A 20919-nucleotide genomic window follows, 5' to 3' on the forward strand; every position below is an offset into this window, starting at 1 on the left:
TTGGTAAAGTTACTTTCATAAACCAGAAAGACGGAGAGACAAATGGCTTGGAATGAGCCTGGAAATGGTGGCAAAGACCGTGATCCCTGGGGGAATAACGGCAAACATCAGGGCCCGCCAGATCTGGATCAGGTGATTCGTAACCTGAGTAGTAAATTGGGTGGCTTGCTGGGCAATCGTGGCTCCGGCGGCGGTGGTGTCGGCTCCTTCGGTATTGTGGTGGGGCTGGTACTCGCACTGGTGGTGTGGGTGGTCAGCGGCTTCTATACCATAGGGGAAGCCCAGCGTGGCGTGGTGCTGCGGTTCGGTAACTACTACCAAACCGTAGAGCCGGGCCTGAGCTGGAAGGCGACCTTTATCGATCGGGTGTTTCCGGTCGATGTGGAACCGTGCGTTCGCTGCCGGCATCCGGTTTTATGCTGACCCGGGATGAAAACCTGGTTCGTGTCGAAATGGATGTGCAGTATCGTGTGCTTGAGCCTCGTGACTACCTGTTCAACGTGACCAATGCCGACGACAGCTTGCGGCAGGCGCTCGACAGTGCCCTGCGCTATGTGGTGGGTCACAGCACCATGGACGATGTGCTGACCGTGGGCCGTGAACGAGTGCGTCAGGAAACGCGTGAGTTGCTGGAGCAGATTACCGAGCCTTATCAGCTGGGCCTGGCGGTGCTGGATCTCAACTTCCTGCCGGCGCGTCCGCCGGAAGAAGTAAAAGACGCCTTCGATGATGCCATTGCGGCACAGGAAGACGAACAGCGCTTTATTCGTGAAGCCGAAGCCTATGCCCGTGAAATCGAGCCCAAGGCTCGCGGTCAGGTACAGCGACTGCTGCAGGAAGCCGAAGCCTATAAAGAGCAGGTTTCCCTGCGTGCCGAAGGTGAAGTGGCTCGCTTCCGTGAGTTGCTGCCTCAGTATCAGCAGCAGCCCGAGTTGACTCGTGACCGTATTTACCTGGAAACGATGGAAGAGATCTACAGCAAGGTCAACAAGGTGATTGTGGATACGCCGGAAGGTAACAACAGCCTGCTTTATCTGCCGCTGGACAAACTGGCCGAGCAGAATGCCAACCGCGCCACCCGGGTTGATCCCAATATCATTACTTCCGACTATCTGAACGGTAATGTGCCTGCCAATCAAGACAGCGGACAGCTTAGACCCGGTTCCGATAACGGTTCCATTCGTCCGACAGGGAGAAACTAAGCGATGAAAAGAGTATTAATCGTGGTTCTTGCCCTGATTGCCATCGTGCTCTACTCCTCGGTATTTGTGGTGGTAGAAGGCGAGCGGGGCATTGTGCTGCAATTCGGCAAGGTGAAGCGGGAGCAAGGCTCCGATCTGCCTACCGTCTATGAGCCCGGTCTGCACTTCAAGGTGCCGATGATCGATCAGGTACGCAAGCTGGATGCCCGCATTCAGACGCTGGACGATCAGGTGGATCGCTTCGTGACCTCGGAGAAGAAAGATCTGATCATTGACTCCTACGTCAAGTGGCGCATCGATAACTTCGCCAACTACTATCTGGCGACCGGTGGCGGTAATCGCCTGCAGGCCGAAAGCCTGCTGCGCCGGCGGATCAACAACAGCCTGCGTTCCGAAATCGGTAGCCGCACCATTCGCGACATCGTGTCCGGTGAGCGGGGCGATGTGATGGAAAGCGCGCTGCGTGGCCTGTTGGAGTCGTCTTCCGAGCTGGGGATCAAGGTGCTGGACGTGCGGATCAAGCAGATCAACCTGCCGACCGAAGTGTCCAACTCCATCTACCAGCGCATGAGAGCCGAGCGTACCGCCGTGGCCCGTGAACACAGATCCCAGGGTCGTGAGCAGGCCGAAATCATCAAGGCCGAAGCGGATCGTCGGGTAACGGTAATGATCGCCGAAGCCCAGCGTAATTCCCGTACCCTGCGGGGTCAGGGAGACGCATTGGCTGCGAACATCTATTCCGATGCCTACTCGGTGGATCCGGAATTTTTCAGCTTTATCCGTAGTCTCGAAGCCTATCGCAAGAGTTTCGAGCAGGGGGACATGATGATCCTCAAGCCGGAGGGCGATTTCTTCCGTTATCTCAAAAATCCTTCGGGACTGGCTCAGTAAAATCAAAAGCCCGGGCAACCGGGCTTTTTTCTATCCGACATTTTCCATCAAACCATGTCTTATCATGTTCCGGCCTTGGTCAAAATTTGATAGACTCCATTTTTAATAACTTGACAGTTAGTGAAAGGAAAAATGGGACAAAACGTTGTTGTACTTGGCACCCAGTGGGGTGACGAAGGCAAGGGTAAGGTCGTAGACCTCCTTACCGACAAGGCCCGTTATGTTGTGCGCTATCAGGGCGGACACAATGCCGGTCATACTCTGGTCATCGACGGTAAAAAAACCGTACTCCATCTTATTCCATCAGGCATTCTGCGTGATAACTGTACCTGCATCATTGCCAATGGCGTGGTGCTGTCGCCCGAAGCTCTGCTGAAGGAAATGGCGGGTCTGGAAGCCAGCGGTGTACCGGTGCGTGAGCGCCTGGTGCTGAGCGAAGCGTGCCCGTTGATCCTCAAGTATCATGTCGCCATGGACGTGGCTCGTGAAGAAGCCCGTGGCGCCAAGGCGATTGGTACTACCGGCCGTGGTATCGGTCCGGCCTATGAAGACAAGGTAGCTCGTCGCGGTTTGCGCGTGGGTGACCTGTTCGATATGGCCAGCTTTGCCGACAAGCTGAAAGAAGTCCTGGCTTATTACAACTTCCAGCTCACCGGTTTCTACGGCGTTGAAGCCGTCTCCTACGAGGAAGTGCTGGAGCAGGCCAAGGGCTATGCCGAGTTGCTGACCAGCATGGTAGTGGATGTAACCGACGTGCTGGACCGGGCGCGCAAGAACGGTGAAAAGATCATGTTCGAAGGTGCCCAGGGCACGCTGCTGGACATCGACCACGGTACCTATCCTTATGTGACCTCGTCCAACACCACCGCCGGCGGCGTGGCCACCGGCTCTGGTTTCGGCCCCTGCTACCTGGATTATGTGCTGGGTATCGTCAAGGCCTATACCACCCGCGTGGGCTCGGGTCCTTTCCCTACCGAACTGTTTGATGACGTGGGTCAGCACCTGGGCGTCAAGGGGCAGGAGTTCGGTGCCACTACCGGTCGCAAGCGTCGCACCGGCTGGTTTGATGCGGTAGCCATGAAGCGCGCCATTCAGGTCAACTCCATCTCCGGCTTCTGCCTGACCAAGCTGGATGTGCTGGACGGTCTGGAAGAAGTGAAGATCTGCGTTGGCTATCAGATGCCCGATGGTTCGGTCAAGGATGTACCGCCGATGGCGGCCGAGGGCTATGAAACCGTCAAGCCGGTTTATGAGTCCATGCCTGGCTGGAGCGACAACACCTTCGGTGTGACCACGGTGGAAGGTCTGCCTCAGGCGGCCCGCAACTACATCAATCGTATCGAAGAGCTGACCGGTGTACCGGTAGATATCATCTCTACCGGTCCTGATCGTGCCGAGACCATGGTGTTGCGCCACCCGTTTGAAGCCTGATCCTCTGGTTCAGATGCCATTAAAAACGCCAGCCTTCGGGCTGGCGTTTTTTTATTGAGCTCGGGAAAGTGAGGGAATGGATGAGGAGGAAGACCTTTCAGCTCTAGGCGTTTAACACCTTACTGCTCACGCTTCCCCTTCACATTTCACCGCCTCTTAGCTACTGCGCTTTACCGCCATGTGAGCCAGTGCTACCAGCGCCGACTTGTGCTCGGAGTCGGGCAGTATCTCCAGGCTGTCGATGGCCTTCTGCGCCTCTTCCTGAGCCCGCTGCTGACTGTATTCCAGTGCGCGGGTATCGGCCAGGATGGTCATGATCTCGCCGAGATGTTCCATGCCGGTCCGGTTGGCGATGGCATCGCGGATACGCTCACGCTGGACATCATTACCGACAGCCATGGCACGCAGCAGCGGCAGGGTCGGTTTGCCTTCGGCCAGATCATCACCGACGTTCTTGCCCATGTCGCCGGCATCGGAACTGTAGTCCATGATGTCGTCCACCAGCTGGAAGGCGGTGCCCAGGTATTTGCCATAGTCGAGCATGGCCTGTTCGATTTCCGGTGGCTGATGAGTCAGCACGGCGGCCAGACGGGTGGCCGCCTCGAACAGCTTGGCGGTTTTACAGTAAATCACCTGCATGTAGCTGTCTTCGGTGGTGTCCGGATCGTTACAGTTCATCAACTGCAGCACTTCGCCTTCGGCGATGATATTGGTGGCGTCGCTCAGGATATTCATGATTTTCATGTTATCCAGCTCGGTCATCATCTGAAAGGCGCGGGTGTAGAGAAAGTCGCCGACCAGGACGCTGGCGGCATTGCCGAACAGCGCATTGGCGGTATCCCGGCCCCGGCGCAGATCCGATTCGTCCACCACGTCATCGTGCAGCAGGGTCGCGGTATGAATAAATTCGATGATGGCGGCGAGGGTAATGTGGGCCTCGCCTTCATAGCCGAGGGCTCGGGCCGCCAGCACGGTGAGCTGCGGGCGCATGCGCTTGCCGCCGGCGCTGACAATGTAGAAGCCGAGTTGGTTGATCAGGGCCACATCCGATTGCAGTCGCGACATGATCAGGGTGTTGACCGATTGCATATCCAGCTCGGTCAGTTGTTTTATCTTGTTGATATCTACCATAAAGTTATAAGCCGGACGATGCAGTCTAAAGCCATTGATGGTAGGATTTTACACTATTCTTCAAAGGGATAAAGTCACCCGGCCGGGCTTTGCTCGTAAACCGGAGCAGACTGATTTTTTTGCAGTTGCGCCCTTGTCTCGGGGTATCAAGTTGCGTACAATGCGCGACCATTGTAGAACAGTTTTAGTGCACGGCCCGAAGAGGGTAAAAGTGCCATATTCGGAGTTATAATCATGTACGCGGTAATCCAAAGCGGCGGAAAACAGCACCGTGTAGCCGAAGGGCAGGTGGTACGTCTGGAAAAGCTGGACGTTGAAACCGGCGCTTCTGTTGAATTCGACAAAGTGCTGATGGTTGCCCAAGGTGAAGACGTTAAAGTTGGTGTTCCTTACATCGACGGTAGCAAAGTAGTTGCTGAAGTCGTAGCTCACGGTCGTGGCAAAAAAGTCAAGATCGTCAAGTTCCGTCGTCGTAAGCACTCTCGCAAACAGCAGGGTCATCGTCAGTGGTTCACTGAAGTGAAGATCACTGGTATCAGCGCCTAAGAGAGGAGTTAAGTTCCATGGCACATAAAAAAGCAGGCGGCTCAACTCGTAACGGTCGCGATTCAGAAAGTAAACGTCTTGGCGTTAAGCGTTTTGGTGGTGAAAATGTCCTGGCGGGCAACATCATCGTTCGTCAGCGCGGCACCAAGTTCCATGCCGGCGACAACGTAGGCCTGGGCAAAGATCACACTCTGTTCGCCAAAGCCGATGGCAAGGTGAAGTTTGAGGTGAAAGGTCCCAAGAACCGCAAGTTCGTTAGCATTGTAGCCGAGTAAGCTGCAAGCTGGACTGAAAAAGCCCCGCCAACCGGCGGGGCTTTTTGCTTTACAGAAAGCACATTCGGCGTTTGAGCCGGATAGACTGGGCTCAGAAAACGAATGGGAGAGCAATGCAATGAAGTTTGTCGATGAAGCGGGAATCCGGGTTGAAGCCGGTGACGGCGGTAACGGTTGCGTCAGCTTCCGCCGAGAGAAATATATACCCAACGGCGGCCCCGATGGCGGCGATGGCGGCGATGGCGGCGATCTTTACCTGCTGGCCGATGAGAACCTCAATACCCTGATCGACTACCATTTCGAGCGTTTTCACCGGGCCGAACGGGGTGAGAATGGCCGCAGCAGTAACTGTACCGGCAAGCGCGGCAAGGATCTGGTGCTGACGGTCCCAGTGGGTACCCGCGCCAAGGATGAAATGACCGGCGAAATTCTGGGTGACCTTACTCGTCACGGCCAGAAGCTGCTGGTCGCCAAAGGAGGCTTCCACGGCCTGGGTAATGCGCGTTTCAAAAGCTCGGTCAACCGGGCACCCAGACAGAAGACCAACGGTACGCCCGGCGAAATCCGCAACCTGCTGCTGGAGCTGATGCTGCTGGCCGATGTGGGTCTGCTGGGCCTGCCCAATGCCGGCAAGTCGACCTTTATCCGTTCGGTGTCTGCCGCCAAACCCAAGGTAGCCGATTATCCTTTTACCACCCTGGTGCCCAACCTGGGCGTGGTACGTTGCGATGGTCACAAGAGCTTCGTGGTGGCCGATATCCCCGGTCTGATCGAAGGCGCAGCCGATGGTGCCGGCCTGGGCATTCGTTTCCTCAAGCATCTGGAACGCTGCCGGGTACTGCTGCACATGATAGATGTGCTGCCGGTGGATGAATCCGATCCGGCAGACAATGCGGATATCATCGTCAACGAACTGGTGCAGTACAGCGATGCGCTGGCCGCCAAACCGCGCTGGCTGGTATTCAACAAGTTGGATCTGGTGCTGGAAGACGAAGCGGAGGCCATCATACAACGGGTGGTTGAGCTGCTGGACTGGCAGGGGCCGGTATTCCGCATCAGTGCCATCGGCAAGGAAGGCACCAAGGAGCTGACTCAGGCGCTGATGGAGTTCCTGGATGAAAATCCGCGTACCCAGCAGGAGCTGGAAGCCGCCCGCGAGCCGGTCAACTTCAAATGGGATGAATATCATCAGGCGACCCTGAGCGAAAACAGCGAACAGGCTGACGATGATGATGACTGGGATGATGAAGACGACGACGGTCACGTCGTTTATACCCGGGAGTAAGGCATGATAGTGTCGTTGATCGTGGCGATGACCCGAGAGGGGGTGATCGGTAAGGATAACCAGATGCCCTGGCACCTGCCGGCGGATCTGGCTTATTTCAAGCAAACGACACTGGGCAAGCCGGTGGTGATGGGGCGTAACACCTTCACCTCCATCGGCAAACCTCTGCCCGGGCGGCGTAATATCATCGTCAGCACCCACCTGACCACGGCCCCGGCGGGGACCGAGCTGGTGGCTTCTCCCGTCGAGGCTCTGGCGTTGCTGGAGGGTGAAGCCGAGGTGATGATCATCGGTGGAGGGCAGCTTTACGCCGCCTTCATGTCGTTGGCACAGCGGCTGTACCTGACCCGTATCGAAACCAGTCTGGAGGGGGATACTCATTTTCCCCTGATCGAATCAGACTGGCGGCTGGTATCGGAGCAGTGGCGTCCGGCAGATGAGCGCAATCAATACGATTGCCGCTTTCAGATGCTGGAGCGGATCTGAGTGCGTAAAAAGCCCGGCGATGTGCCGGGCTTTTTGATGGCGTTATAACGCGGATACACCTCACACCTCTCGTGATCCTCAGGCATAAACCGGACAGGGAGTGGCGATACGTTCTCCGCTTTCCCAGCACAACAACGTCAAACTGCCGCCCCAGACACAGCCGGTATCCAGTGCATGGATGCCGGCTGTGTCGCATTTACCCTCCAATGCCGCCCAGTGGCCGAAGATCAGCGGTGGATCCTGATGATCGTGACGCAGTTCAAACCAGGGCTTCAGGGCCGTCGGCGCCTCGGACAGCCCGGCCTTGTGCGCGAAGTCCAGCCGACCATCCGGATGACACAGCCGCATGCGGGTAAAGGCATTGATGGTATAGCGTAACTGCTCTGTCTCGGCCAGTTCGGGTTGCCAGTAGTCCGGCTGATTGCCGTACATCTGTTGCAGCCGCTGCCGGTAACGGGGGGATTGCAGCTCGGCTTCGGCCAGCCGTGCGGCCTCTCTGGCCTGATCCAGACTCCATTGGGGAGGCAGTCCTGCATGGCTCATGGCAAAGCCATGCTGCTCATGCTCGGCCAGCAGTGGCTGATGGCGCAGCCAATACAGCAAATCGGCCCTGTCGGCCGCCTGCAGTATTTCATCGACTCTGTCGGCGGCTTTGGGGTGACGGATGCCGTGTGCCACCGCCAGCAAATGCAGGTCGTGGTTGCCCAGCACCGTGGTGGCGGCATCGCCGAGTGCGATGACCCTGCGCAGGCAACCCAGCGAGTCCGGCCCGCGAGCGACCAGGTCGCCGGTGAGCCACAGTTGGTCACGAGAGGGGTTGAACGCCACTTCGGCCAGCAGCTGATCCAGTTCTGTCAGGCAACCCTGCAGATCGCCAATCAGGTAGGTGGCCATTAGTTGATCAGGTTGGGCAGGGCAAGGCGAAAGGCATCGATAGGTGCCTGAAACTCACTGCCGTCTTCCCGGGTCATGGTATAGCTGCCTTCCATGACGCCGACTGGAGTTTCCAGACTGACACCGCTGGTATAGGTATAGTCCTCGCCGGGCGCTATGCTGGGCTGTTCACCCACCACGCCACTGCCTTCCACTTCGATTATCTTGCCGTTGGCATCGGTGATCACCCAGCGACGGCTCATCAGCCTGACCCGCTCATTACCCTTGTTATGAATGGTAATGGTATAGGCAAACACATAATGCTGCTCGTCGGGAGCAGAGCGGTCAGCCAGGTACTGGGGTTGGGTGGTGATATGAATCGCGCCGGGGGTCATGGTTATTCCTTTTGTTGGGCCAGGGCGTTGGCCAGGGTCACGTACTGGACCAGGGTCAGCTGCTCGGGGCGGGCCGAAGGATCCAGTCCCAGTGCGGTGAGCTGCTCGGCATTGAACAGGTGACTCAGGCTGTTGCGGATGGTCTTGCGCCGCTGGCCGAAGGCGTCGGCGGCAACCCGGGACAGGCAGCCGATATCCTTCGCCGGATGGGGCGGGGTTTCGTAAGGCAACAGCTTGACCACCGCCGACTCCACCTTGGGGGCAGGGCGGAAGGCCTCGGGCCCTACTTCCAGCACCGGCACTACCTGGCAGTAATACTGGGCCATGACGCTCAGCCGACCGTAGGCCTTGCTGCCGGGGCCGGCGGCAAGCCGGTTGACCACTTCTTTCTGCAGCATGAAGTGCATGTCTTCCACCTGCGCAGCAAATTCGAACAGGTGGAACATCAGCTGGGTGGAGATGTTGTAGGGCAGGTTACCGAAAATTTTCAGCTTCTTGCCGGACTCCTGCAACTGGGTGAAGTCAAACTTCATCGCATCGGCCTGATGGATATTGAGCTTGTCCTTTAAAAAAGGATGTTCGGCCAGGCGGGCGGCCAGATCCCGGTCCAGCTCCACCACGTTGAGGCGATTGATGCGCTCGCAGACCGGACCGGTGAGGGCGCCGAGGCCGGGGCCGATTTCGACCATGGTAAAATCATCGCTGGGATGAATAGCATTGACTATCTGATCAATGATGTAGTCATCGTGCAGAAAATTCTGACCAAAACGTTTGCGGGCCTTGTGACCCTGGTGGACCTTACTATTCATCGCGTTTTTCTATCATTTCAATGGCTTGATTAAGCGCGCACAGCATGCTGCCCGCATCGATTTTGTCGGTCCCGGCCAGTTCCAGCGCGGTGCCGTGATCCACGGAGGTGCGAATAAAGGGCAGCCCCAGGGTGATATTGACCGCCTGACCGAAGCCGATGTATTTCAGTACCGGTAATCCCTGATCATGGTACATGGCCAGGAAGGCATCCGCATCCTGCATGTATTTTTGCTGGAATACCGTATCCGAGGACAGCGGGCCGACCAGATCCATGCCCTCGGCTCTGAGCGTATCGAGGGTGGGGATGATGATATCCAGTTCCTCTCGCCCGAGATGGCCGTCTTCGCCGGCATGGGGGTTGAGACCACAGACATAGATACGGGGGCTGGGCAGGCCGAATTTGGCTTTGAGCTCGGCATGCAGAATGCGAATGATCTTGCTGAGCCGCTCTTCGGTAATGGCCTTGGCCACATAGGCCAGCGGGATATGGGTGGTGACTTGGGCGACGCGCAGGCCTGGCGTCGCCAGCAACATGACCACATCCGGCACATTGGCCTGCTGGGCAAAAAATTCGGTATGGCCGCTGAACGAGACCCCGGCCTTGTTGATGATGCCCTTGTTGACCGGGCCCGTGACCACGGCGGCAAACTCACCGTTCATATTGCCATCGGAGGCGCGCTTCAGGGTTTCCAGCACATATAGACCGTTGGCTTCGTCGAGCACGCCGGGCACCGCCGGCCTGGCCAGTTTGATCGTCTCAATGGTCAGGGTGCCCGCTCGCTGAGGCTGAGGGGGCTGTTCGGGCCGGTAAGGTTGCAGGGTCAGCGGTTTGCCGAGGGCGTCGGCCCGGCTCTGGATCAGATCCGGGTCGGCGATCACCACCAGCTCTACTGGCCAGTCCTGTTCGGCCAGCGCCAGCATCAGCTCGGGGCCGATGCCAGCGGGCTCACCGGGCGTTATTGCGATACGTTGACAAGTCACAGTTCACCGTTCGATAAATGGGTGTCGACAATACGGATATAGGCTTCGTCCCTCAGCTCGTCCAGCCAGGTCTGCACTTCTTCGGTAAAGCGACGATTAAAAATCAGCTGATAGGCTCTTTGCTCGGTGGCCTGCTCGGTGGCATCCATCACGCGCTTGTCTTCCAGCTGTACCAGGTGCCAGCCATGCTCCGAGCGGAAGGGGGCACTGAGCTGTCCCACCTCGAGTTGATTGACGGTGTCTCTAAAGCTGCTGACATACATTTCCGGTGCCGCCCAGCCCAGATCGCCACCATTGATGGCCGAACCGGGATCTTCCGAGAATTGCTCCGCCAGCTTGGCCATGCTGGCCTCACCGGCACGAATGGAGCGGGCAAAGCCGGCCAGTCGGGACTGGGCTTTCTCTTCACTCATGATGATGGAGGGCTTGAGCAGAATGTGACGGGCCCGGACTTCCACCGCCTGCACGGTTTTGGCCTTGCTGCCCTGGATATCGAAAATGGTGAGAATATGCAAGCCGGCACCGGAACGAATCGGTCCGATGATATCACCCTTGCGGTTATTCTTCACGGCTTCGCTGAACAGGGAGGGCATTTCATTGATGCCGAGCATGCCCCAGTCACCACCTTCCAATGCCTTGGGGCCAGCGCTGTGGGCGATGGCGAGTTTGCGGAAATCGGCCCCCTGCTTCAATTGGCTGAGCAGCTGTTCGGCCTGGCTGCTGGCCTGGCGCAATTGCTCGGTATCCGGATTGGCGGGCAGCGGCAGCAGAATATTGCCCACCCGATACCGGGTCTGATTCTGGCCCTGCTCCTTGATCATCTGCACGACCTGTTTGACTTCCTGATCGGAGATATTGATGCGACGGCGCACCTGGTTGCGCGCCAGCTCGCTCAGCAGGATTTCGTTGCGAACCTGCTCGCGAAACTGGGCATAGGTCAGGCCTTCGGCCTTGATACCGGCACGCAGTTGCTCGGGCGTCTTGCCTTCGCTACGGGCGATATTGACAATGGCTTGTTCCAGCTGGGTGTCGGTAATGCGCAACCCCAACCGTTCGGCCAGTTGCAGTTGCAGGCTCTCGAGCACCAGTCGTTCCAGTGCCTGACGGCGCAGCGGTTGTTCTTCCGGCAATGGCTGTCCGGCGGCGCGGGCACTTTGTTTGACCTGGTTGACCAGGCCCGTCAGCTGGCTTTCCAGCACCACGTCCTGGTTGACGACGGCAACCACTTTGTCCAGCAACTCCGCCGCCTGACTGGTGGCCGACAGCAGGCTCACGCCGGCGGCAATCAGCAGTTGTTTACATCTTTTATTCATGACAAGTCCTGTGCGCAATGAAAATCAGTTATTGAGGTTAAAGGGGCGATAATAAGGCAACAGGCTGGTACCCGGAGAAAATTCGCTGCTGCCGGTACCGAGCGAGCTTAACCCTTTCAGTTCGAATCGCAGCCCGATCAGCGTATCCTGCTGTACTTCGGTGGTGCTGAGCAGTGAGTCTTCTTCTTGCGATTGCTCCCATACCAGGCTGACGGCCCAGCAGCAGGAGTCGTAACGCAGCCCTATCAGAGTATCGATATTGCGACTTAGTTCAATATCCCGGTAATGACCGCCAATCAGCCGCCACTGAGGATCCAGCGGCCAGGAGAAGGTGCCGCCCAGCTGGTTCAGGTCGTTATCCAGGCTGGCATCGGTGTAGTAGGTCTGGTTCAGGTGACGAAAACCCAACTGGGCCAGCTTGCCCTCGTTGTTGTATTCCAGGGTGATGTTACCGGCGGCGAGTCGGTGGTTACGGGTATCCTGCTGAGCTTCGGTATGTACAAACCAGTTACCGTCCACGTTGAGGTCGCCCTCGAAGGTGAGGAAGGAACGATTGATATCACTGGCCTCATCGCTGGGAAACAGCGATAACCGCGGCGAGGTAAAGTTATAGGTCTGGGCCAGGGCCAGGCGCAACCGTTCGGTGCTGCTGTCGTCGTAGATACGGCTGGTGAAACCGGCGGTCAGTTGATTGGCGTCACTGATCCGGTCCAGGCCGGCATAGCGGCGATCACTGAACAGGCTGTAGTAGTCCTGGCGCATGTCGGTGGTGTCGTACAGGCCGATATTGTCCTGATCCTCGTAGGGAACATACAGATACTGCAGTTGCGGCTCCAGGGTCTGGGTGAAATCCTGTTCAAACCACCGGGCTTCCCGATCGAACACCAGGGTGCCGTTGAGTCGCAGGCGCGGCAGCAGGCGGTCGACGCTGGAGTCCAGGGTGTCGGTGGTGAAGCCCAGGCCGTCCGAGCCATAGTAATCCGAGAGGGTATCGGGAATATCCTGCTCGTAATGAGTGTAGTAGGCACCCACATCGGCGGTGAGCTTCGCACCCGGCTTGTCGACGACGGCATAAATCAGCCTGGGCTCGGCATGAAAACGGGTCGCCTGGTAGACATTTTCGTCGTCGTTTTTGAATTGAGTCAGCTCGGAGTCCAGCGCCAGATCGAAATCACCAAAGCCGCGATAACTGGTCAGGTTCAGGCTGGGGGCCAGCTGAAAAGGCTGGGTGTCCTGGTCGAGTTTCAGGATCTGATAATCCCTGATTTCCGTGGTCAGTTGCCAGTGGCGGTCATAATAGCCGCCACTGAGGGACTGCATCAGCTGGTCGTCAACCAGCTGGCCAACCGGCGGCGAAAAGTCGTCGAAATAGTCGACATCCCAGCCGGCAACCTTGGTGTAATCGAGGTTACCGCGCCAGTGACCTTCGCCGTCAAAGCGGGCGTTGTGACGCCAGTTAAACAACCAGCGAGCCTGGTCCTGCCATTCGGTCTCGCTCAGTTTCTCGTCACTCGACAGGTATTCGCCGTAGAGGGTGCCGCTTTGTCCTTCCTCCGGGAGATAGCGAAACTCGAGCTGGCTCATGGTGCCACGTTTTGCCATGTAACGGGGCGTCAGGGTGGCATCGTAGTTGGGCGCGATATTCCAGTAATAGGGCAGGCGGATATCGGTGCCGTTGTCGCTACCGAAATCGAAGGAAGGATAGAGCAGGCCGCTCTGGCGTTCGTCCTTGACCGGAAACTTGAGGTAGGGGAAGTAGAAGACCGGCACTTCGCCCAGCCATAACACCGCATTCCAGGCCTCACCGAACACTTCGTCCTGCTCGACACGGACCGAGCTGGCCTTGAGCTGCCAGGCTTCTTCGCCGGGGGGGCAGGTGGTGTAACTGGCCTCGTTTAAATCGACCTGATTGGTGTTATCGCTCAGTTGTACCCGGCGCGCCTGTCCCCGGCCCGGCTCGCCATGAAGCTGGTAACGGGCGTCGCCCAGCTCGGTCCGCTTGGTAACAAGATTACCGGTCAGCTTCTGGTCGCTGTCTACGCTGATGGTGCCATCGGTATAATGAATGTCGCCTTCGGCCAGCACATCCCGGCTGAGCTGCTCCAGTTCTACATAGTCGGCGTTGAACTGGCGCGCCCCCTGAGCCACCTGCACATCGCCCCGATACAGGATCTTGCCGTCCCGAGTGGCATTGAGCACTTCGGCGGTGACGGTAATGGGGGCATTGGGATCATTCTGGGAGGAGTCCACCCGCAGCGGGACATGGCTGAAACAACGGCTGAAGTTAAGGGGCGTTTCAGCGGCTGCGGTCGAGGCAGTTGTCTGAGCCTGGCTCAGGCCCGAGATAAACAGCAGGGGAAAGCCGATAATCCGTATTCTCATGGGTTGACGCTCGCATTTCTGTCGTGGCGACACCGCCCTGATCCCGGGGTTTAAGGCTGGTTGAGCTTTTGGTGTCATTACTTTATGGTAGCGGGCTATGATAAAGCATTCTTGCGGTCAGCACTATGGCCCTGCTTTAGCGTCACTTTTTCATCCGGGATCCTTTCATGAAGTTAGCTGTTCTCCATTGGCCCTCGCTCCCGATGTGCCTTGGTGTTGCCGTTCGGCAACGGATGCCGGTGAATGCCCCGGAGGCTTCATAAATGCTGGCACACATTAAAGGCAAATTGATTGGTTTTCTGTTCGGGCTGCTGATTGGCAATATTCCGGGCGCCCTGCTGGGATTATGGCTTGGACATCTGGTCGACAGGAAACTGGCCAACGCCTGGTTGTTCAACAAGGGGGCCCAGGCCGAGTTTCTTTACACCACCTTTGCCACCATGGGCCATGTGGCCAAGTCCAGCGGCCAGGTGTCGAGTGAGGAAATCCGTCTGGCCGAGCAGTTGATGAACCAGATGAGGCTACAGGGGGAACGGCGGGTGCAGGCCCAGAATGCCTTTCGTGAGGGCAAGAGCGCCGACTTCCCTCTGGTCGAGACCCTGCGCCGCTTTCGGGCCCGGGTCAAAGACAGCCGCAATCTGCTGCGCTTCTTCATGGAAGTTCAGTTACAGCTGGCCTTTGCCGATGGTGAGCTGCACTCGGCCGAACGTCGTTTGCTACTGACCATCGCCGTCGAACTGGGTTTTTCCGAAGCCGAGCTGAAGCAGCTATTGGCCTTTGCCGAGGCTCAGCTGCATGGTTTTCGACAGGGCCATGCTCATGGCGCCGGTGGCCACGCGCAACCGCCGGCGGAGCGACTGCGGGATGCCTATCATATTCTGGAAGTCGAAGCGGAAGCCGACGACAGTACGGTCAAACGCGCCTATCGCCGGCAGATGTCCAAGCATCATCCCGACAAGCTGGTAGCTCAGGGGCTGCCCAAGGAGATGATGGACATGGCCAAGGAAAAGGCCCAGGACATACAGCAGGCCTGGGAAACCATCAAGGCGGCACGAAATCTTCGCTGAAAGGCCGTGAACAGGGATTAGGGACTCTCAAATCCCCAATCCCGAGCCCCGCGTCCCCGGCTTTTTAAACCAGCCGGTGCTGCGGCTGGCCGGCGACGAAGGCGTCGATGTTGTCGATCAGCTGATCCGCCAGCCGTTGCATGGCGGTATGGCTGGCCCAGGCAACATGCGGTGTCAGGATAAAGTTGGGGTACTGCAGGGCCTGCATCAGCGGATTGTCCGGCGCCGGCGGCTCCTCGCTCACCACATCGAAACCGGCACCGCCAATCTGCTGCTCTTTCAATGCCGTCAGCAGGGCGGCCTCGTCCACCAGGCCGCCACGGCCAACATTAATCAGCAGTGCATCCTTTTTCATCCGTGCCAGCTCCGCTTCTCCGATCAGATGGCGCGTCTCGGAGGTCAGCGGACAATGCAGGCTGATGACATCGGCATCACTCAGCAGCTGCTCGAAAGGCACCCGGCCTTCGCCGGCGGGCTGTCCCTTGCGAGCACCGACGATCACCTTCATACCCAGCGCCGTCGCCAGTTGTTCCAGATCCCGGGCAATGGTGCCGTAACCGATCAGCCCCAGAGTCTGGCCGGCCAGATCCCGCACCGGATAATCGAAATAACAAAACTGGCCACTTTGTTGCCAGCGTCCGGCGGCAATGGAGGAGTGATAGGCATTGAGGCTGCGGTTCAGTGCCATGATCAGCGCCAGCGCGTGCTCCGGCACCGAATTTTTCGAGTAATCACGGATGTTGCAGACGGTAATACCGGCCTGGCGGCAGGCTTCCAGATCGACGTTATCGCTGCCGGTGGCGGCAATGGCCACCAGCTTGAGCCGGGGTAGCCGAGACAGCAGGTCGGCACCGAGTCGGACCTTGTTGACGATGGCGATATCCGCATCCTGCAGCCGCTCCAGTACCTGATGGGGGGCGGTTTCTTCATGGCTTTGCCAGTGATGGGGAAAGGAGGGCATCCGTAGGTTAATGTCCGTTGCCAGGGTCTTGCGATCCAGAAATACCAGCTTCATGGCGTTGTTCCTTTAAGTAATCCGGTGCGCCGGGTGGCAATGGTAGCCAGCCCTGGCGTACCAGCCAGCTTGAGATGAGTTTTTCCAGTCTGCCCAGATCGTCGATGTGCTGGACGGAATAACCGGTTTTTTCCCGTCGGGCAAGTTCTTGCTGGCGTTGTTGTAGATTGTGCCAGGATAGGGGACGGCTTGGCCGGCTGTAAATATCCAGCACCGGGTAAGGGCTGCGGGCCAGGCTCATGGCCAGCATTTTTTGCTGAGCCAAGGGGACAGGCAAGGCATCCATCAGCATCAGCCCGTCCGGTGGTGGCAGTGTCGCGCTGTCGACCAGCTGTTGATACCAGAGTGCGGCGCTGCCTTGGGCCATAACCAGCAAGGGAGGTGATGATTCGAATTCGGCCAGTGCTTCGCTCAGGCGACTGGCTTCCAATTCCAGCCATTGCCGTTGCGACTCGGTCGGCTGCTCGCTGGCCGGATCGAAAGACTGCTGCGCCGGGTCTGGCAACAGCAGAATAAAATTCCAGCCTCGCTGCTGCCAGTGTTTTGCCATCGATAGCCAGTGATGCATTTGCCCCAGCTCGGGCCAGATCAGCAGGGTACCGGCGGCGGTGGTACTGACGGCGTCGAAACGCAGCAGGCGCGTGGACGACTGGTATTGCTCAAAGGCGTTCCATGCCAGCCTGGCCTGGCTGTCCGTTGTGGTCAGCAGGATGAATGCCAGACAACACCCTGCCCACCATCCTGATCTCACGTTTCTATTCCATGTCGAAGGGCGCCGGCGCACTGAAGGTCAGCCACTCCTTGGTTCTGGGATGGCGAAACTCCAGTTCGGCGGCATGCAGTTGCAGATGGGGGGCCATGTGCAGAGCCTCCCCTTCGGCATAGAGGTTGTCTCCCAAAATCGGGTGCCCGATGCTCAGCATGTGCACCCGCAACTGATGGGAACGACCGGTGATCGGCGTCAGTTTGATCAGGCTGCGATCACCCAGCCGGCGCAGGCAGCGCCAGTGGGTGAGGGCGGCTTTGCCGTGCTCATGACTGACCATGTGGCGGGGCCGGTTGGGCCAGTCGCAGCACAGCGGCAGATCGATACTGCCCGCGCCTTGTTTGGGATTACCGTACACCCAGGCGTAATAGCACTTGGCGGTTTCACGCTCACGAAACTGCCGGCTCAGCTCCCGGTGTGCCTTGGGATGCAGAGCCATGACAATGACGCCGGAGGTGGCCATGTCCAGCCGGTGCACGACCTGAACGGTGGGATAAACGCGAGCTACCCGATAGGACAGACTGTCGTGATGAACCGGATCTCGGCCGGGTACGCTGAGCAGGCCGCTGGGCTTGTTCAGCACAATCAGGCTGTCGTCCTGATACAGCACGTCAAACTGGGGATCCATCGGTGGATCGTAACGCAGCAAAGCCATGGCAGCATTGTCCTTATTGGTGGCTGACTACAATATACCGAATTGCATCCAGTTTTAAGCGGGTATGGCTGAGCAGGCTGTCCAGCTCATCCTGCAGTTCCTGTACATGGGTGATTTCACTTTCCCGCACATTGGGGTTGACCTTGGCCAACTGCTGCAGACGCTGCAGTTCTTGACCGATAGACTCATGCATCCGCGACCGGGCCTGTTCCACCAGCACCTGCATTTGCTGCTCGGCGACCGGCTGAGCCTGTTGCAGCAGTTGATGGATAACGGTCTGGGAAGCGTTAACCAGCTTGCTGGCAAGATGGCGGTTGACGGGGCTGAGCTGCCGGTCGAACGACTCGAAGCTGACCTTGTCCGCCAGATCGTTGCCATTCTTGTCGAGCAGCAGACGGATAGGTGCGGGCGGCAGGAAGCGGTACAACTGGGCATGATGGGCCGATTCGGCCACGAAGATCAGTTCCAGGAACTGGGTGCCGACCGGCAGGGCCTTGTTCTTGAGAATGGCCACCGAAGTGGTGCCGATCTCGGAGCCCAGCACCAGATCGATACCACCGCGGATCATCGGGTGATCCCAGCTCAGCAGATGCAGGTCATCCCTGGCAAGGGCGGTGTCTCGGTCGAAGGTGATACTGGCACCATCTTCCGGCAGGCCAGGAAAACTCGGAATCAGCATCTGCTCGGTGGGGCGTAGCACGATGGCGTTTTCACCACGGTCGTCCTGATGCACACCGACTTCGTCAAACAGCTTGATGGCAAAGATGGCCAGGGTGGGATCCTGATCGATCTCGGTCAGCTCGGCGGCCAGGTCCCGGTTGAGGATCACTCCGCTGGAGTTCAGCTCCAGCAGGCGATCCCGGCCCAGTTCCATTTGACTGTTTAGCTCTTGAGTGAGGGAACGGGTATCGGCAATCAGCTGTTCCAGAGCCATTTCGTCCTGGCCGTGGTCGGCCAGCAGTGCCAGCAGTCGCTCGGAGACTTGCTGATAGACCGGCTGGCCGACCGCATTGGGCTTGCTGAAGGCATCCATCCCCTGGTGATACCACAGGGTCAGTGCCTGTTGTGCCGTCCCTTCGAGATAAGGTACGTGAATATCGATATTGTGCTGCTGGCCGATACGATCGAGACGACCGATGCGCTGTTCCAGTAGATCCGGATTAAGCGGCAGATCGAACAGCACCAGTTGATGGGCAAACTGGAAGTTTCGACCTTCCGAGCCGATTTCCGAACAGATCATTACCTGAGCGCCGCCTTCCTGCTGGGCAAAGTAGGCCGCAGCCTTGTCCCGCTCCAGCAGCGACATGCCTTCATGAAACACGGTGCCGCGGATGCCTTCTCTGACCCGCAGCACTTCTTCCAGCGCCAGCGCTACACCGGCCCTGGCGGTAATGATCAGGATCTTGTCGTTGCGCCTGGATTTGGTGTATTCCAGCAGCCATTCCACCCGGCTGTCGAATTGGGTCCAGGCGTTGTCACCACCTTCAAACTGGCGATAAATATCTTCCGGATACAGGGCTTGCAGCGCCTTGTCGGCGGTATCCTGATGGCTGCCCATCATGCCCGCCACGCGGATGGCGGTTTTGTATTGGTTGGGCAGGGGCAACGGGTGCAGCTGCAGCTGGCGTGCGGGAAAGCCCTTGATAGCCTGGCGGGTATTGCGGAACAACAGGCGACCGGTGCCGTGACGGTCGAGCAACTGGGCCAGCAGCTTCTGCCGCGTGGCAGGATCGGCCAGGTTGCCGTCATCCTGACCATCCATAAAGGGAGCCAGGCGGGCTTTGGCAGTTTCATCCAGCGGGGCGTCGGAGAGCAAGGCTTCCGCCGCCGCTGCCAACGGCTGATATTCTTCTTCCTCGGCCAGGAAAGCGTCGTAGTCGTAGAAACGTTCGGGATCGAGTAACCGCAGACGGGCAAAATGGCTCTCGTGGCCCTGCTGATCCGGGGTGGCGGTAAGCAACAACACACCGGGGGTGTGCTCGGCCAGGGCCTCGACCACCTCATAGGCCCGGCTGGGGCGTTCGGCATCCCACACCAGGTGGTGGGCTTCATCGACCACCAGCAGATCCCAGTCACTTTCCTGCAACTGTTCGAAGCGCTTGCGCTTCTTGGTAATGAAATCGAGGCTACACAGAATCAGTTGTTCGGTATCAAACGGATTGGCGGCGTCGGCAAAGGCTTCGACACAGCGCTCTTCATCGAACAGGGCAAAATGCAGGTTGAAGCGGCGCATCATTTCGATCAGCCACTGATGGATCAGCGCATCGGGTACCAGGATCAGGATGCGACCGGCTCGGCCCGACAACCATTGCTGCTGGATGATCATGCCGGCTTCGATGGTTTTGCCCAGGCCCACTTCGTCTGCCAGCAGCACACGGGGGGCATAGCGACCGCCGACTTCCTTGGCGATGTGCAGCTGATGCGGGATCAGGCTGACCTTGCCACTGGCCAGGCCGCGCAACGGCGAGCGGCGCTGATTGAACTGGTGCATCAGCGCCTGATAGCGCAGGTTGTAGCGCCCGATTTTATCGATCTGGCCGGCAAACAATCGTTCCTGGGGTTTGTTCAGCTTGATAAAGTGATTGAGAAAGGTTTCCTTCAGGCTGGCTGGCTCACCGGTATCCAGTCGAGTTCCGTGGTAGGTTAACAGACCGTTTTGTTCCGTGACGGAAGCCACTTCCAGCTCCCAGTCTTCATGGCTGCTGATGGTATCACCCGGATTGAACATCACCCGGGTAACAGGCGCGTCTTCCTTGGCATACATACGGTTTTCACCGCAGGCAGGAAATAGCATGGTCACCATACGCACATCGATAGCGACGATGGCGCCCAGTCCAAGATCGGTTTCTGTATCACTAATCCAACGTTGGCCGAGGGAAAAAGGCATTCAATTCTCCAAGCTGAAGAGGGGGAATAAAAAAGGGGGCGCTATCTTACCCCAAGCCCACAGAGGGCGCATCCGCCAAAGCGGTCTTGATGAAACAAGCCATAAGAATAGAAGTGGTAAAGACATCTATATAGGCAGAAAAGGGGTAAAGAATAACGGATCGTTCAAAACGTGAGCGAACGGCTTTTTTTATCAAAAAAGCCCTTGCGCAAAATCGGGCGGTCCCTATAATGCGCATCCACTGACACGGGGCAACACGCCAACGGTCACAAGGGTTCGAAACGAACGAAACAAAGTTTGCTTCAACGCTTGACGAACAAAACGGAATGCGTAGAATACGCATCCCTGACCTGAAACAAGGTCAACGCTCTTTAACAATATATCAAGCAAACTGTGTGGGCACTCGCAGGTAGTTGAGAAACAAAAAAATATTGTTTTTCAATGTCTTGTCGAAGTGCACTAGAAATAGCAACACTTCAGTAATTCATTGAGCATCAAATCTTTAATTGAAGAGTTTGATCATGGCTC

18 protein-coding genes and 1 pseudogene are annotated in these 20919 nt (G+C 57.7%); 8 read left to right on the forward strand and 11 right to left on the reverse strand.

The features are described 5' to 3' along the window. The first annotated feature begins 42 nt into the window (after nt 1–42). The 3 genes and pseudogenes from hflK (at nt 43) to BFR47_RS02745 (ending at nt 3524) form a co-directional block, all read left to right on the forward strand. Nucleotides 43–1202: pseudogene (gene hflK / locus BFR47_RS02735) on the forward strand (FtsH protease activity modulator HflK). 3 nt (nt 1203–1205) lie between these two features. After that, nucleotides 1206–2093, forward strand: coding sequence for a protease modulator HflC (hflC, locus tag BFR47_RS02740; protein WP_071471647.1), 888 nt, complete (start codon nt 1206–1208; stop codon nt 2091–2093). Nucleotides 2094–2225: 132 nt separating this feature from the next. Continuing rightward, nucleotides 2226–3524 carry an adenylosuccinate synthase gene (locus tag BFR47_RS02745; RefSeq protein WP_071471648.1) on the forward strand — a complete coding sequence of 433 codons (1299 nt, stop codon included), beginning with the start codon at nt 2226–2228 and terminating at the stop codon, nt 3522–3524. 156 nt (nt 3525–3680) lie between these two features. Here BFR47_RS02745 and ispB read toward each other — a convergent pair whose 3' ends face one another. Further along, the gene (gene ispB / locus BFR47_RS02750; protein ID WP_071471649.1) at nt 3681–4655 is read right to left on the reverse strand and encodes an octaprenyl diphosphate synthase; all 975 of its coding nucleotides are present in this window, start codon (nt 4653–4655) and stop codon (nt 3681–3683) included. Between the two features lie 234 nt (nt 4656–4889). Between ispB and rplU the strand changes: the two genes are divergently transcribed. The 4 genes from rplU (at nt 4890) to folA (ending at nt 7247) form a co-directional block, all read left to right on the forward strand. Then, the gene (gene rplU / locus BFR47_RS17360) at nt 4890–5201 is read left to right on the forward strand and encodes a 50S ribosomal protein L21 (RefSeq protein ID WP_083398978.1); all 312 of its coding nucleotides are present in this window, start codon (nt 4890–4892) and stop codon (nt 5199–5201) included. A gap of 17 nt (nt 5202–5218) precedes the next feature. Then, nucleotides 5219–5476 (forward strand): 50S ribosomal protein L27, encoded by a 258-nt coding sequence (rpmA, locus tag BFR47_RS02760; RefSeq protein ID WP_071471651.1) that lies wholly within the window; start codon nt 5219–5221, stop codon nt 5474–5476. A gap of 118 nt (nt 5477–5594) precedes the next feature. Next, nucleotides 5595–6761 carry an Obg family GTPase CgtA gene (gene cgtA, locus BFR47_RS02765; protein WP_071471652.1) on the forward strand — a complete coding sequence of 389 codons (1167 nt, stop codon included), beginning with the start codon at nt 5595–5597 and terminating at the stop codon, nt 6759–6761. 3 nt (nt 6762–6764) lie between these two features. Next, nucleotides 6765–7247, forward strand: a complete 483-nt coding sequence (folA, locus tag BFR47_RS02770; RefSeq protein WP_071471653.1) for a type 3 dihydrofolate reductase — start codon at nt 6765–6767, stop codon at nt 7245–7247. A 78-nt stretch (nt 7248–7325) separates the two neighbouring features. Here the strand turns inward: folA and BFR47_RS02775 are convergent, their stop codons facing one another. Genes BFR47_RS02775 through lptD form a run of 6 tightly spaced genes read right to left on the reverse strand, consistent with a single transcriptional unit; the run spans nt 7326 to nt 14001 of the window. Beyond that, complete coding sequence (locus tag BFR47_RS02775) at nt 7326–8141, reverse strand: symmetrical bis(5'-nucleosyl)-tetraphosphatase (protein WP_071471654.1); 816 nt, start codon at nt 8139–8141, stop codon at nt 7326–7328. Next, nucleotides 8141–8515 carry a Co2+/Mg2+ efflux protein ApaG gene (apaG, locus tag BFR47_RS02780; protein WP_071471655.1) on the reverse strand — a complete coding sequence of 125 codons (375 nt, stop codon included), beginning with the start codon at nt 8513–8515 and terminating at the stop codon, nt 8141–8143. Before apaG ends, BFR47_RS02775 begins: the two co-directional genes overlap by 1 nt. A gap of 2 nt (nt 8516–8517) precedes the next feature. Further along, nucleotides 8518–9324 (reverse strand): 16S rRNA (adenine(1518)-N(6)/adenine(1519)-N(6))-dimethyltransferase RsmA, encoded by an 807-nt coding sequence (gene rsmA / locus BFR47_RS02785; protein ID WP_071471656.1) that lies wholly within the window; start codon nt 9322–9324, stop codon nt 8518–8520. Next, nucleotides 9317–10306, reverse strand: a complete 990-nt coding sequence (pdxA, locus tag BFR47_RS02790; protein WP_083398979.1) for a 4-hydroxythreonine-4-phosphate dehydrogenase PdxA — start codon at nt 10304–10306, stop codon at nt 9317–9319. Before pdxA ends, rsmA begins: the two co-directional genes overlap by 8 nt. Then, nucleotides 10303–11619 carry a peptidylprolyl isomerase SurA gene (gene surA, locus BFR47_RS02795; RefSeq protein WP_071471658.1) on the reverse strand — a complete coding sequence of 439 codons (1317 nt, stop codon included), beginning with the start codon at nt 11617–11619 and terminating at the stop codon, nt 10303–10305. Before surA ends, pdxA begins: the two co-directional genes overlap by 4 nt. A 24-nt stretch (nt 11620–11643) precedes the next feature. Then, nucleotides 11644–14001: an LPS assembly protein LptD gene (gene lptD / locus BFR47_RS02800; RefSeq protein WP_071471659.1), complete on the reverse strand. Its 2358-nt coding sequence runs from the start codon at nt 13999–14001 to the stop codon at nt 11644–11646. Between the two features lie 263 nt (nt 14002–14264). On the opposite strand from lptD, the gene djlA reads away from it, so the two are divergent. Continuing rightward, nucleotides 14265–15068 (forward strand): co-chaperone DjlA, encoded by an 804-nt coding sequence (gene djlA / locus BFR47_RS02805; RefSeq protein WP_071471660.1) that lies wholly within the window; start codon nt 14265–14267, stop codon nt 15066–15068. Between the two features lie 64 nt (nt 15069–15132). On the opposite strand, the gene BFR47_RS02810 is transcribed toward djlA, so the two are convergent. From BFR47_RS02810 to rapA, 4 genes are read right to left on the reverse strand one after another with little or no spacing between them, the layout of a single operon-like run. Next, nucleotides 15133–16083, reverse strand: a complete 951-nt coding sequence (locus BFR47_RS02810) for a D-2-hydroxyacid dehydrogenase (RefSeq protein WP_071471661.1) — start codon at nt 16081–16083, stop codon at nt 15133–15135. After that, nucleotides 16037–16834 carry a DUF3530 family protein gene (locus BFR47_RS02815; protein WP_245748773.1) on the reverse strand — a complete coding sequence of 266 codons (798 nt, stop codon included), beginning with the start codon at nt 16832–16834 and terminating at the stop codon, nt 16037–16039. Before BFR47_RS02815 ends, BFR47_RS02810 begins: the two co-directional genes overlap by 47 nt. Nucleotides 16835–16838: 4 nt before the next feature. Beyond that, complete coding sequence (locus BFR47_RS02820) at nt 16839–17498, reverse strand: RluA family pseudouridine synthase (protein ID WP_217645429.1); 660 nt, start codon at nt 17496–17498, stop codon at nt 16839–16841. A gap of 19 nt (nt 17499–17517) precedes the next feature. Continuing rightward, complete coding sequence (rapA, locus tag BFR47_RS02825; RefSeq protein WP_071471663.1) at nt 17518–20391, reverse strand: RNA polymerase-associated protein RapA; 2874 nt, start codon at nt 20389–20391, stop codon at nt 17518–17520. Nucleotides 20392–20919: the final 528 nt, after the last annotated feature.

Source organism: Oceanisphaera psychrotolerans, assembly GCF_001870485.1.
In the GTDB taxonomy this organism is placed as follows: Bacteria; Pseudomonadota; Gammaproteobacteria; order Enterobacterales; family Aeromonadaceae; genus Oceanimonas; species Oceanimonas psychrotolerans.

Bases quoted from the DNA above. Each gene is read 5' to 3' on its own strand.
- hflC (WP_071471647.1), top strand. From the start codon at position 1,206: ATGAAAAGAGTATTAATCGTGGTTCTTGCCCTGATTGCCATCGTGCTC.
- BFR47_RS02745 (WP_071471648.1), top strand. From the start codon at position 2,226: ATGGGACAAAACGTTGTTGTACTTGGCACCCAGTGGGGTGACGAAGGC.
- ispB (WP_071471649.1), bottom strand. From the start codon at position 4,655: ATGGTAGATATCAACAAGATAAAACAACTGACCGAGCTGGATATGCAA.
- rplU (WP_083398978.1), top strand. From the start codon at position 4,890: ATGTACGCGGTAATCCAAAGCGGCGGAAAACAGCACCGTGTAGCCGAA.
- rpmA (WP_071471651.1), top strand. From the start codon at position 5,219: ATGGCACATAAAAAAGCAGGCGGCTCAACTCGTAACGGTCGCGATTCA.
- cgtA (WP_071471652.1), top strand. From the start codon at position 5,595: ATGAAGTTTGTCGATGAAGCGGGAATCCGGGTTGAAGCCGGTGACGGC.
- folA (WP_071471653.1), top strand. From the start codon at position 6,765: ATGATAGTGTCGTTGATCGTGGCGATGACCCGAGAGGGGGTGATCGGT.
- BFR47_RS02775 (WP_071471654.1), bottom strand. From the start codon at position 8,141: ATGGCCACCTACCTGATTGGCGATCTGCAGGGTTGCCTGACAGAACTG.
- apaG (WP_071471655.1), bottom strand. From the start codon at position 8,515: ATGACCCCCGGCGCGATTCATATCACCACCCAACCCCAGTACCTGGCT.
- rsmA (WP_071471656.1), bottom strand. From the start codon at position 9,324: ATGAATAGTAAGGTCCACCAGGGTCACAAGGCCCGCAAACGTTTTGGT.
- surA (WP_071471658.1), bottom strand. From the start codon at position 11,619: ATGAATAAAAGATGTAAACAACTGCTGATTGCCGCCGGCGTGAGCCTG.
- lptD (WP_071471659.1), bottom strand. From the start codon at position 14,001: ATGAGAATACGGATTATCGGCTTTCCCCTGCTGTTTATCTCGGGCCTG.
- djlA (WP_071471660.1), top strand. From the start codon at position 14,265: ATGCTGGCACACATTAAAGGCAAATTGATTGGTTTTCTGTTCGGGCTG.
- BFR47_RS02810 (WP_071471661.1), bottom strand. From the start codon at position 16,083: ATGAAGCTGGTATTTCTGGATCGCAAGACCCTGGCAACGGACATTAAC.
- rapA (WP_071471663.1), bottom strand. From the start codon at position 20,391: ATGCCTTTTTCCCTCGGCCAACGTTGGATTAGTGATACAGAAACCGAT.